This window comes from Limnobacter humi (assembly GCF_024518835.1).
In the GTDB taxonomy this organism is placed as follows: Bacteria; Pseudomonadota; Gammaproteobacteria; order Burkholderiales; family Burkholderiaceae_B; genus Limnobacter; species Limnobacter humi.
Map to the genome: position 1 here is coordinate 139,742 of NZ_JANIGO010000002.1, position 11,809 is coordinate 151,550.

Annotated in this window: 16 protein-coding genes; 14 read left to right on the forward strand and 2 right to left on the reverse strand. The window is 54.4% G+C overall.

Annotated features, from left to right (window positions below; translation table 11 throughout):
* The first annotated feature begins 25 nt into the window (after positions 1–25).
* The 4 genes from NQT62_RS05600 to NQT62_RS05615 are packed head-to-tail and all read left to right on the forward strand — an operon-like array spanning position 26 to position 3,034.
* Positions 26–1,033 (forward strand): RluA family pseudouridine synthase, encoded by a 1,008-nt coding sequence (locus NQT62_RS05600; RefSeq protein ID WP_256763681.1) that lies wholly within the window; start codon positions 26–28, stop codon positions 1,031–1,033.
* Positions 1,030–1,698 (forward strand): HAD-IA family hydrolase, encoded by a 669-nt coding sequence (locus NQT62_RS05605; RefSeq protein ID WP_256763682.1) that lies wholly within the window; start codon positions 1,030–1,032, stop codon positions 1,696–1,698. The genes NQT62_RS05600 and NQT62_RS05605 overlap by 4 nt, the downstream gene beginning before the upstream one ends.
* Positions 1,695–2,072 (forward strand): Rieske (2Fe-2S) protein, encoded by a 378-nt coding sequence (locus tag NQT62_RS05610; RefSeq protein WP_256763683.1) that lies wholly within the window; start codon positions 1,695–1,697, stop codon positions 2,070–2,072. The genes NQT62_RS05605 and NQT62_RS05610 overlap by 4 nt, the downstream gene beginning before the upstream one ends.
* A gap of 2 nt (positions 2,073–2,074) precedes the next feature.
* Positions 2,075–3,034 carry a S49 family peptidase gene (locus tag NQT62_RS05615; RefSeq protein WP_256763684.1) on the forward strand — a complete coding sequence of 320 codons (960 nt, stop codon included), beginning with the start codon at positions 2,075–2,077 and terminating at the stop codon, positions 3,032–3,034.
* A 3-nt stretch (positions 3,035–3,037) separates the two neighbouring features.
* Here NQT62_RS05615 and NQT62_RS05620 read toward each other — a convergent pair whose 3' ends face one another.
* The gene (locus NQT62_RS05620; protein ID WP_256763685.1) at positions 3,038–3,733 is read right to left on the reverse strand and encodes an SAM-dependent methyltransferase; all 696 of its coding nucleotides are present in this window, start codon (positions 3,731–3,733) and stop codon (positions 3,038–3,040) included.
* A gap of 1 nt (position 3,734) precedes the next feature.
* A complete protein-coding gene (locus tag NQT62_RS05625) occupies positions 3,735–4,316 on the reverse strand; it encodes a Maf family protein (protein WP_256763686.1) in 582 nt (193 codons plus the stop codon).
* A gap of 169 nt (positions 4,317–4,485) precedes the next feature.
* Between NQT62_RS05625 and NQT62_RS05630 the strand changes: the two genes are divergently transcribed.
* The 10 genes from NQT62_RS05630 to rpoE all read left to right on the forward strand — a co-directional run bounded on the left by NQT62_RS05630 (position 4,486) and on the right by rpoE (position 11,808).
* Positions 4,486–5,025: a YceD family protein gene (locus NQT62_RS05630; RefSeq protein WP_256763687.1), complete on the forward strand. Its 540-nt coding sequence runs from the start codon at positions 4,486–4,488 to the stop codon at positions 5,023–5,025.
* Between the two features lie 23 nt (positions 5,026–5,048).
* Positions 5,049–5,231, forward strand: coding sequence for a 50S ribosomal protein L32 (rpmF, locus tag NQT62_RS05635; RefSeq protein ID WP_256763688.1), 183 nt, complete (start codon positions 5,049–5,051; stop codon positions 5,229–5,231).
* Between the two features lie 89 nt (positions 5,232–5,320).
* Complete coding sequence (gene plsX / locus NQT62_RS05640) at positions 5,321–6,385, forward strand: phosphate acyltransferase PlsX (protein WP_256763689.1); 1,065 nt, start codon at positions 5,321–5,323, stop codon at positions 6,383–6,385.
* 8 nt (positions 6,386–6,393) lie between these two features.
* Positions 6,394–7,371, forward strand: a complete 978-nt coding sequence (locus NQT62_RS05645; RefSeq protein ID WP_256763690.1) for a beta-ketoacyl-ACP synthase III — start codon at positions 6,394–6,396, stop codon at positions 7,369–7,371.
* 40 nt (positions 7,372–7,411) lie between these two features.
* Complete coding sequence (fabD, locus tag NQT62_RS05650; protein WP_256763691.1) at positions 7,412–8,356, forward strand: ACP S-malonyltransferase; 945 nt, start codon at positions 7,412–7,414, stop codon at positions 8,354–8,356.
* Positions 8,357–8,396: 40 nt separating this feature from the next.
* Complete coding sequence (gene fabG, locus NQT62_RS05655; RefSeq protein WP_256763692.1) at positions 8,397–9,149, forward strand: 3-oxoacyl-ACP reductase FabG; 753 nt, start codon at positions 8,397–8,399, stop codon at positions 9,147–9,149.
* Between the two features lie 81 nt (positions 9,150–9,230).
* Positions 9,231–9,470, forward strand: a complete 240-nt coding sequence (acpP, locus tag NQT62_RS05660) for an acyl carrier protein (RefSeq protein ID WP_256763693.1) — start codon at positions 9,231–9,233, stop codon at positions 9,468–9,470.
* Between the two features lie 84 nt (positions 9,471–9,554).
* Complete coding sequence (gene fabF / locus NQT62_RS05665; protein WP_256763695.1) at positions 9,555–10,793, forward strand: beta-ketoacyl-ACP synthase II; 1,239 nt, start codon at positions 9,555–9,557, stop codon at positions 10,791–10,793.
* A gap of 42 nt (positions 10,794–10,835) precedes the next feature.
* Positions 10,836–11,216 (forward strand): hypothetical protein, encoded by a 381-nt coding sequence (locus NQT62_RS05670; RefSeq protein WP_256763696.1) that lies wholly within the window; start codon positions 10,836–10,838, stop codon positions 11,214–11,216.
* The gene (gene rpoE, locus NQT62_RS05675; RefSeq protein WP_256763697.1) at positions 11,206–11,808 is read left to right on the forward strand and encodes an RNA polymerase sigma factor RpoE; all 603 of its coding nucleotides are present in this window, start codon (positions 11,206–11,208) and stop codon (positions 11,806–11,808) included. Before NQT62_RS05670 ends, rpoE begins: the two co-directional genes overlap by 11 nt.
* Position 11,809 lies beyond the last annotated feature (1 nt).

Below are 11,809 nucleotides of genomic sequence, written 5' to 3' on the forward strand. Positions count from 1 at the left end.
GCAAGCACTTGGTACATAAAAAGAAGTGAACTCACCTGAAAAGCCCAATCCTGACCGCGCTGTGTTGATCAAAATCGATGAGCGCCACCACGACCAGCGACTGGATAATTTCCTGGCGGCCGTGTGCAAAGGCGTTCCAAAAACCCATATTTTCAGAATTATTCGTTCTGGAGAAGTGCGGATCAATAAAAAAAGGGCAGAAGCCAAAACCAGGGTATACGCGGGCGATGAGGTGCGGATACCACCTATTGAAACCTCGAATAATCAGAAGGTTGAAAAGAATACTTCCGAAGAAGAATTCAATAAAAGACAGGCCTCTCAGGCGGGGCAATCCATACCGGTGCTGTTTGAAGATGATGGACTGTTGGTGGTGAACAAACCATCTGGGTTGGCCGTTCACGGTGGCTCTGGTCAGTCACACGGGCTTATTGAATGTTTAAGGGCGCTTCGGGCCAACACGCATGTTGATCTTGAGCTGGTGCATCGAATTGATCGAGAAACCTCTGGTGTGTTGGTTGTTTCAAAAAAACGAAGTATGCTCAGGCGCTTACAAGAACAACTTCGACAGCGTTCTTGGAAAAAATTCTATCTTGCTTTGGTAAAAGGCGCCTGGCCTTCCAATTTGCATCAGGTGGATTTGCCATTGTTAAAAACACAGGCGTCGGAGAAAGAGGCCCGCGTGTTCGTCAGTGCAGAGGGGGACCATGCGCTTACTAAATTCAAGATTATTCAAAGATTTAGATCCAGTTCTGGTGATTTTACTTTAATACAGGCCAACATTTTGACAGGGCGAACCCACCAAATTCGGGTGCACACCAGTGCCAGCGGCTTTCCAATTGTTGGGGATGATCGGTATGGTGATTTTGAATTGAACAAAATTGTGGCCAAATTGGGGTTGAAGCGGATGTTTTTGCACGCCGCGCGGCTTGGGCTGATCCACCCCGCTACAAATGAACCTATAGTACTGGAGGCGCCACTGGCCCCCGAGCTCGAGCGCTTTCTCCACTCTTTGCAGGCAATTCCGAAATCATGACTTTCAAGATGGTCGTCTTCGACTGGGATGGAACCATACTCGATTCCACTGGTGCAATCACGCGGGCAATTCGCCATGCCTGCACCGAGGCGGGTCTTCCCGATCCTGGTGCCGAAATTGCCTCCTATGTCATTGGCCTGGGGCTGACAGACGCGCTGCGTCATGCTGCACCGGGTGCGAGCGAACAACAGGTTGCCAAGTTGGTGGACAGTTACCGTCAGCACTATTTGAGCAACGACCATGAGCTTGAGTTGTTTTCGGGTGTTGTCCCTTTATTGAAAGCGCTCAACGATTTGGGGGTAATCTGCACGGTTGCCACCGGGAAGAGCCGTCAAGGCTTGAACCGGGCCATGGCCCATTCCAACACCGCTCCGTACTTCATGAGTTCCCGATGTGCAGACGAATGCCACAGCAAACCCCACCCGCAGATGCTGTTTGAATTGCTGGCGGAATTCGATCTGGAACCTGAGCACGCGTTGATGGTGGGCGATACCACGCATGATTTGAACATGGCGCAGGCAGCGGGTGTTAAAGCCGTGTCGGTTCAAACCGGCGCTCATCCCCCACACCTGTTGAATCAAGTGCCGCATTACAAATCATTTCTGTCCATCAACGAGATGTCCCCTTGGTTGATCGACCATATCCAGCAAGCCAGGTCCGTATGACTAACATTCGCGTGTGTTCTTCCGCAGACATTCAGGAAGGTGGTATCGGCTACCGGTTCAAGGTGCTCTACAACGGCGAAGAAACCAGTGCATTCGTCGTCCGGGTGGACAATGAGGTCCGCAGCTTCCTGAACCGATGCAGCCATGTCGCAGTTGAGATGGACTGGAACTATGGGGAGTTCTTGGATGACTCGGGTCGAATCATTGTGTGCGCCACCCATGGAGCCAGTTACGATGCCACGGATGGGAATTGCCTGGGCGGCCCCTGTTCTGGCAGCCCACTGGTCAGTCTGGATGTCACCGAACACGGTGGTGAGGTATTCTGGCAACCTTCCAACACCATCACAGTACCGCCAGAAGGCATTGAGGATTGACCATGAGTGACAACAATACGCCCGGATGGGAGCGAAAGCTGCTCGAGAAGCTGGCTTCGGAATCCTTGCTTGAACAGCGGCGCAAACGACGTTGGGGTATTTTTTTCAAGTTGATCGGTCTGGTCTATGTGGGTGTGCTGATCGCCACCTTCCTGGGGCTAACAGCCCCCAAAAGTCTTGAAGTGACCAAGCACACCGCGTTGGTGGAACTCAATGGCGTCATCGCCAGTGACACGCTGGCCAGTGCAGACCGCATCAACTCCAGCCTGCGTGCAGCGTTTGAGAATGCCGATTCCGTGGGTGTGGTGCTTCGGATCAACAGCCCGGGAGGAAGCCCAGTTCAGGCAGGCCTTATTTATGACGAAATCAAGCGTCTGCGCGCAAAGTATCCCAGCAAGCCCCTGTATGCAGTAGTAGAAGAAATGTGTGCCTCGGGTGGCTATTATGTGGCCGCAGCGGCGGACAAAATCTATGTGGACAAAGCCAGCTTAGTGGGTTCAATCGGCGTCATCATGAATGGCTTTGGGTTTACTGAAACCATGAAAAAGCTGGGTGTTGAGCGTCGTCTGATTACCGCCGGTGAAAACAAAGCATTTCTGGACCCATTCAGTGAGCCAAATGCTTACCAGACTGAATTTGCCAAACAAATGGCTTCTGAAATCCATGACCAGTTCATCAAAGCCGTTAAAGATGGACGGGGCGACCGCTTGAAGCCCAACCCAGAGCTGTTCTCTGGTCTGATTTGGACAGGGGCCAGCGCAATCCAGCTGGGCTTGGCGGATCAATTGGGTTCATTGGACAGCGTGGCGCGCGACGAACTGAAAGCAGAGGACATCTTGGATTACACCGAGCAGGAGTCCATCGCCGAGCGCTTCGCGAAACGGGTCGGCGTTGAATTTGGTGCAGCCCTTCGCAATGTGCTCCCACAGGCAGCGTCTGGCTCTTGGCTCAGCTTTCGCTAGGGTCTAGTCGGCCAGCCAAGCGAACATGCACGGAAATTTTCCTGGAGAAGGTGCTTGCTTTCTCCAGTCCGCAACCCGTTTGGTCTGCATGCGCATCTCGGCACCGGTCAAGTCCCACGCCACACATAAACGGGTTGAAGGGCTAAGTATTTTGAGCAGTGCCTCAATCAGGCGTTCGTTTCTAAACGGTGTTTCAATGGCCAGTTGCGTGCAGGTCTGTATCTTGGATGTTTTCTCTGTGGCGGCAAGCCAGGCATCTCGGGCATTGGGGTCTACCGGCGGATAACCATGGAATGTGAAGCATTGTCCATTTAGCCCGCTGCCCATGAGGGTCATCAAGATGGCGCTGGGCCCAACCAATGGGTGCACCGGGCATTGCAGATCATGTGCCAACCGCACCAAATCAGCACCGGGGTCAGCGATGGCCGGGCAACCCGCATCGCTCATCAAGCCAATCGGGGCTTCAGCAGTTGCCTGTCTTAGAAGGCTTGTGCGCGTGCCTTCATCCAGCGTGGCCAATTCAATCAGGTTGAGTTCGCGAATGGGTCTGTCCATGCCCATCAACGCCAGCGCCGCCCGTGCAGGCTTCGCATTTTCAACCACCCAAGTGGAAATGCGCCGAACCAAGGGCAGGTCAGCCTGCAGCAGTGGCAGTGTGGGGGTTTTTTGGCTGAGCGGGCTGGGAACGAGAATCAGCATGTCACGGCAATGTGAGGTCAAATTGTCGAAGTGTGGCGGCCAGTTGGATGAGGGGAAGGCCGATGATCGAAGTCGGGTCTGTGGACTCGATTCGTTTGAGCAACGCAATGCCCAAGCCCTCGCTTTTGGCGGACCCGGCACAGTCATAGGGGGTTTCGGCCAACAAATAGCGCTCAATTTCGGCTGCGTTCAACTCTCGAAATTCCACGGTGGTGGGTACCACAAACACCTCGCACTGCGCGGTACTGTGGCGCGTTACGCAAACCGCACTGTGAAAAACCACGCGCTGACCACTCATGGCAGCCAGCTGTTTTTGAGCGTTTTCATGGTTGCCTGGCTTGCTAATGGCAACGCCGTTCACATCGGCCACTTGGTCTGAACCAATTACAATACTGTCTGGGTTAAGCCTTGCCACCGCTTGCGCTTTTTCCCGAGCCAGACGCATGCAAGTATCCAACGGAGTCTCACCCCGTTGCACCGACTCATCAATGTCTGGGCTCTGTACCCGGAACGGATACCGCAAGCGGGTCAGCAGTTCATGCCGGTATGTTGATCCAGAGGCCAAAATAAGGTCAGGGGTCATGGCGATTCGTCGATGGGGTGGGAGTTTTGGGTCGTCAAGAGGCCTTGGTTGAGGGTTTGACCAGATCGGCTTTTCTTTGACAGGCGCATTCTTTCGGGGTATTATCGCGCGTTTTCTTGCTTTTCTGCTCTGCATGCGGCCCAAAGCCAACCAAAAAGATCTGCTCGCAATGGACGTATGGTCCTTCTGCAAAACGGGTGGACATGTTGAAAGCAAGGACATCACCCTAGAATTTCCTCGCCTGGCTGGAGACGATCATCTTCTGCGCTGCGTTGTGCATTCTTGGACGGTTCGTGGCCATGTCAACAGCCGCTCGGAGTGCGTTGTCACGCTGACAGGCGCGTTCAGTGGCTGGTTTTCCTGCACGGTGTGTGAACAGGCTGTTGAGCAAAGGCTCACATTTGAACGCAACTTGATCCTGAAAACTTCTGAATCCGAGGCCGATGCCTACGATGACGAGTCACTGGATGAAATCACAGACGTGATTGCCTGCGTGGGTGATGTAAACTTGCGGGATTGGCTAGAAGACGAGATTTTGCTGGCGTGCCCGATGTTTTCCCGGCACGACACCTGCGAGGGTAACACCTCGCCCGAATTAAGCAGTTACAAGCAGCGCGCTTCACGGGATGACACTGCCGTGGAGCAGGAGCGCGAGGTTCAGCGTCCCTTTGCGAACTTGAGTGACCTGCTCAAGGGCAGCAAGAAATAACCCTTTGATACTGGAGTTTTAACATGGCCGTTCAACAGAACAAGAAATCACCGTCCAAGCGCGGCATGCACCGCTCTCACCAAAACCTGACAGCGCCAACGTTGTCTGCTGATTCAGCGTCCGGTGAAACCCACCTGCGTCACCACATCAGCCCAAATGGCATGTATCGTGGTAAAAAGGTTGTGAAGACCAAAGCCGACGAATAAATCGGTTTTATTGCGCAGTACACTGGCCAGCCAACGACAACAACAGGGCAACTGCAGTTTGTTGCCGAAACAGAATAGGGCTCTCACAGATGGTTCGCATTGCGATTGATTGCATGGGTGGTGACCACGGTCTAACGACGACCATTCCCGCCTGCTTGCGTTTTTTGAAGCAGTACGACGACGTGGAGTTGATTTTGGTGGGCCGGCAGGCGGAGGTGGAAGGTGCTCTTCTCAAGAAGAAGGCATTGGAACACCCCCGCATCACCATTCGCCATGCCAGTGAAGTGGTTGAAATGGATGAGCCGCCAGCGCAAGCGCTGCGTAACAAAAAAGACTCATCCATTCGCGTGTGCGCCAACCTCGTGAAAGACGAGCTGGCAGCCGCCTTCGTGAGTGCCGGTAACACCGGCGCGCTCATGGCCATTTCCCGCTTTGTTCTCAAAACACTCGACAGCATCGACCGGCCAGCCATCGCATCGGCATTGCCCAACCAAAAGGGCAAAGGTACATTGATGCTGGATTTGGGTGCCAATGTGGACTGCTCGCCAGAGCACCTGTTTCAGTTCGCCGTCATGGGCTCGGCTTTCGTTAAAGGCACGGAAGGCATCGATCGTCCCACAGTGGGCTTGCTGAACATTGGCGAGGAAGTCATCAAAGGCAATGATGTTGTTAAAAAAGCAGCGGAGCTGTTGCGCGCCAGTGAATTGAATTTCTACGGCAACGTGGAAGGCAACAACATATACGAAGGCACCACCGACGTCGTGGTGTGCGATGGATTTGTGGGCAACGTGGCCCTCAAAACCTCAGAAGGTCTGGCACGCATGCTGGGCGATGTAATCAAGACAGAGTTCAAGAAAGGCCTCTGGCCCAAGATTGCTGCGGTTGTGGCCGCGCCAGTCCTGCTTCGCTTCAAAAAACGGATGGACCACCGCCGATACAATGGAGCAGCGCTGCTTGGGTTGAAAGGGATTGTGATCAAGAGCCACGGCTCAGCAGATGCTTACGCATTTTTCCACGCCATCAAACGCGCTTACGATGCAGCAAATTCCAATTTGCTGGAAAGTATCCGCGTCACCATGGCCCACTATGTACCGGCTGTTGCAGCCGATACACCCGTGGAAGCCCTTGCTGAAACCGAGGCCAAACCAGAATAAGAGATTGAATGCCTCAGCACAGCGCAATACTTGGCACCGGTTCCTACCTGCCAAGGCGGGCCGTCAGCAATCAGGAACTCACTGATTTTCTGGCAGCCAAAGGCGTTGAAACCAGCGCCGAATGGATTCAGACACGAACGGGCATTCTTCAGCGACATTTCGCAGAAGGAGATGAAACCAACACCTCGATGGCCACGGCTGCTGCGAAGCAGGCCCTGGCCAAAGCGGGTGTGGATGCCCAGTCTGTCGATCTGATTATCCTTGCCACATCCACCCCTGACCAAATTTTTCCATCGACCGCTTGCGGTGTTCAAGCCGCATTGGGTGCTCAGCGGGCCATGGCTTTTGACATTCAAGCCGTGTGCAGCGGGTTTGTCTACGCACTCACCGTGGCCGACTCGATGATTCGCTCGGGGCAGGTACGCAATGCTTTGGTGATTGGCTCCGAAGTGTTTAGTCGCTTGATGGACTGGATGGACCGTACGACGTGCGTCTTGTTCGGCGATGGGGCGGGTGCGGCATTCCTTCAGGTCTCAGAAGAGCCCGGCGTACTGGGTTGCGAATTGAAGGCTGACGGCACCCTGGGGTGTATTCTGAATGCGGATGGTCGCATTGAAAATGGTCGCATTGTGGGAGACCCTTTTTTGCGCATGGACGGGCAGGCTGTGTTCAAACAAGCCGTTTCGGTACTGGGCAGCAGCGCCATCAGTTTGTTTGAATCAGTCGATTTCCAACTGGATCAACTGGATTTCCTGGTTCCCCACCAAGCGAATGTCCGCATATTGCACGCAGTTGCTCGAAAACTGAAGTTGCCCGAGTCTCGTGTGGTGGTGACAGTGGGGCAGCACGGCAATACATCGGCAGCCTCGGTGCCCCTGGCGCTTGACCTCGCAGTGTCCAGCGGCCTGATAAAAAAGGGGCACAATGTGTTGTTGCAAGGCGTGGGTGGTGGTTTTACCTGGGGCAGTGTGCTCGTTCGCATGTAGAATAGCGCCAAATTAAAAATTAGATGATTTCCTCAAAAGCATGACAAGCAAAATTGCCTTCTTGTTTCCCGGCCAGGGTTCACAGAGTGTGGGAATGCTCAATGGCTTCAAGGCCAGTCCTGTCACTGAAGCCCTGAGTCGGAATCTCCTTGAACGTGCCAATGCCGCGTTGGGCCAGAATATCGACGCCTTGGTGACTGAGGGGCCCGCCGAAGCTTTGAATTTGACCGTCAACACACAACCCGCCATGTTGCTCGCCGATGTATTGGCGTTTGAGGCGTGGAAGGCTGCGGGTGGGCCTACGCCCAGCATGGTTGCCGGGCATTCACTGGGTGAATATGCGGCGCTGGTCGTGGCTGGGGTCATGAGCCTGGAAGACGGTTTGAGAACGGTTCGCGTCCGGGCGAAAGCCATGCAGGATGCAGTACCGGTGGGGCAGGGCGGTATGGCAGCCATCTTGGGCTTGAGCGATGAACAGGTTCATCAAGCCTGCAAGGCGGGCAGCGTCCAAGGTGAAATTGCCGAAGCTGTGAATTTCAACGCCCCCAATCAAGTGGTGATCGCCGGTAGCGCTGCCGGCGTCAAGGCTGCCTGTGAGGCAGCAAAGGCCCTGGGCGCAAAGCGCGCGCTTGAGCTGCCAGTTTCAGCCCCATTCCACTCTTCCTTGATGAAGCCCGCATCCATCGCGCTTGAGGCGCATTTGTCAACACTGGATCTCCAAACACCGCGGGTGCCGCTATACAACAACATCGACGTGGCGGTTGAAACAGCGCCTTCACGCATTGTTGATGCATTGGTGCGACAGGCGTACGGTCCCGTGCGATGGGTTGAAACCATCGTCGCCATGGAGAAGGCTGGGGCAACTATGTTTGTAGAATGTGGGCCAGGCAAGGTGTTGGCGGGGTTGGTCAAGCGCATCTCCGAGGTGCCGGTTGTCAATGTGAACGACCCCGACAGTCTGACAAGTGCCCTGGCTGCGGTTTGACGCTCATTCAACAGGATCCTTCAACTGGAGCATTCATTCAATGAATTGGTTTGATTTGACAGGAAAGGTGGCATTGGTGACTGGTGCCAGTCGTGGTATCGGGCGTGAAATTGCCATGGCTTTGGGCAAAGCGGGTGCCATGGTGGTTGGCACAGCCACCTCTGACGCTGGGGCCGAGGGCATATCGGCCGCATTTAAAGAAACGGGCATTCAAGGTTTTGGCGCCGTGTTGAACGTCACCGAAACAGCCGGATTTGAGCCTTTGTTTGAGCGCATCGCCAACGAATTCGGATCCTTGTCGATCCTGGTGAACAATGCAGGCATCACGCGCGACCAGTTGGCCATGCGCATGAAGGATGACGATTGGGACGCTGTGATTGCGACCAATTTGTCGTCGAACTTCAAGCTGGCCAAGCTGGCGATGAGGCCCATGATGAAGCAACGGACCGGGCGTATCATCAACATCACTTCCGTAGTGGGTACCGCCGGAAACCCAGGCCAGGCCAATTATGCAGCAGCCAAGGCCGGTGTAACCGGAATGACAAAAGCGCTGGCCCGCGAGTTGGGCAGCCGCAATATCACGGTAAACTGTGTGGCGCCTGGCTTTATACAGACTGACATGACTGATGCCCTGTCCGAGACACAGGTGGATCAGTTGAAGCAACAAATTCCGTTGGGACGACTTGGGCAGGTTCAGGACATTGCTGCGGCAGTGGTCTACCTGGCCAGTGATCAAGCGGGATATGTAACTGGCACCACTTTGCATGTCAATGGTGGCATGTGGATGGGCTAAAGGCACGGCAATCGACTATGATCTGTCACATTGCTTTGCTAGACTTTTTCGATTTTTATTTAAACCCACGGAGGCTCCGTAATGGAAAACATTGAACAGCGCGTTAAGAAGATTGTGGCCGAACAGCTCGGCGTTAAAGAAGAGGAAATCAAAAACGAATCTTCTTTTGTAGATGATCTGGGCGCTGATTCCTTGGACACAGTGGAACTGGTGATGGCGCTCGAAGAAGAGTTCGAGACAGAAATCCCCGACGAAGAAGCTGAGAAAATCACCACCGTTCAGCAAGCCATTGATTACGTCAAGGGCAACTCCAAGGCCTAACAGTGCTTTGGTTGTGCAAGCAGTCCCGGTCCATCTGATGGGCCGGGCTGCTGCATTGAAACCGTTTGATTCGCGGGAGGGCTTGTGAGCCGCAGACGTGTTGTTGTGACTGGATTGGGCATTGTGAGCCCCGTTGGCAATTCGGTGACCGAAGCATGGACCAACCTGACTGAAGGTCGCTCGGGCATTTCGACCATCACCAAATTTGACACCGAATCACTCGGTGTCAAAATCGCCGGCGAAGTGAAAGGTTTTGACGTTGCCCAGTACATTCCTGGCAAAGAAGCAGCCCGCATGGATACATTCATCCATTACGGTCTTGCAGCCGCCATCCAGGCCTTCAAGGATTCGGGCCTGGAGGTCAACGAGCAAAACGCTGAGCGGATCGGCGTCAGCATCGGCTCCGGCATTGGCGGGCTTCCGATGATTGAAGAGACCCATTCAGACCTGATCAACAAGGGCTACAGACGAATTTCTCCATTCTTTGTGCCGGGCAGTATCATCAACATGATTTCAGGGCACATGTCCATCATGCATGGCTTGAAGGGCCCCAACATTGCCATGGTAACTGCGTGTACAACCGGAACGCATTCGATTGGTGAAGCCGCTCGAATGATCGAGTATGGCGATGCAGACGTCATGGTTGCGGGTGGCGCAGAGTCCACCGTGTCGCCTTTGGGCATCGGCGGTTTCGCGGCGATGCGTGCTTTGTCGACCCGCAATGACGACCCTGCGGCAGCCAGTCGGCCATGGGACAAGGACCGTGATGGTTTTGTTCTGGGCGAAGGTGCCGGAGTGCTTGTTCTTGAAGAATATGAACATGCCAAACGCCGCGGAGCCCGAATATATGGCGAGGTGGTGGGGTACGGCATGAGTGCGGACGCCAGTCACATGACTGCACCCTGTGCAGACGGTGATGGCGCAGCTCGTTGCATGGCAGCGGCATTGCGCAACGCACGCATGAACGCCAGCGATGTGCATTATCTGAATGCCCATGGCACCTCAACTCCCCTGGGTGATGTGGCAGAAACCATGGCCGTCAAGCGAGCGCTGGGTGACCATGCCTACAAAACCGTGGTGAACTCCACCAAAAGCATGACTGGCCATTTGTTGGGTGCTGCAGGGGGAATTGAAGCCGTGTTCACCACATTGGCAGTGCATCACCAGGTGTCCCCACCCACCATCAATTTGCACGAAGCCGGTGAAGGTTGTGACCTCGATTACTGTGCAAACACCGCCCGGGATTTAAACATCCAATTGGCATTGTCCAACTCCTTTGGATTTGGCGGTACCAACGGGACCTTGGCGATCGCCAGGGTTTGAAGCGGGGTTGAGTTGCAATCGATCTGTCCCGGGAATCCGGTTATGCAAACGGAGCTCACTGTTCACCAGTGGTCGCTCCGGGATGCATGGCGACCCTGGTACGTCATCTTAACGTCATTCAACGAGCCTACTTTGGACGGTGCAGTGCGCTCGACCGATCAACCGATCGCCTATTTGCGCTCCCCGGAGTCAGCCCAACTGGTGTTGATCGATGTTCAGCAGGCGTGGCATGTCGGGCGATTCGCTTTCCTGAGGCTGGAGGGCTTTTTTGACCGATCGGGAAGACCTTCCCGACGTGTTCGCGCACTCACCGTGCTGCTGCTTGGAGCGGCCGAAGACATGGCCGTTTGCAAGCGTTGGTTAAACCATCGTCGTTCTACATCCCGGTCTCAGGTGTATCAAGGGCCCAGCCATGTCCACTGAACGCGACGAGGACTATCTCATCGTTCAGCGGGTTCAGGCTGGCGATCAGAAGGCGTTCAACCTGCTGGTGTCCAAATACCATCGGCGGGTTGGCCGCCTCTTGACGCGAATGGTCAGAAATCCAGAAGACATTGAAGAGATCGTTCAGGAAACCTTCATCAAGGCCTATCGGGCCATCGGCAATTTCCGCGGTGAAAGCGCCTTCTACACATGGATCTATCGAATTGCCATCAACACAGCCAAAAATTTGTTGGTGAACCAGGGTAAACGCCCAACCACCTTGAAAGAGGTGGGTGATGAAGACAGTGAAACTTTTGAGGACAATGCTGCTCTTAGTAACATTGACACGCCTGAGTCGCTGTACCAGACCAAACAAATCGGCGAGGCGGTCAATGAAGCCATGGCTGCATTGCCGGAAGAACTTCGGGCAGCCATCGTAATGCGTGAAATTGATGGCTTGAGTTACGAAGAAATTGCGCAGGCCATGGATTGCCCGATTGGGACTGTGAGATCGCGCATTTTTAGGGCGCGGGAAGCGGTGGCGGCAAGAATCAAGCCGCTGCTGGAACCCACGGGTGGCAAGCGTTGGTAAC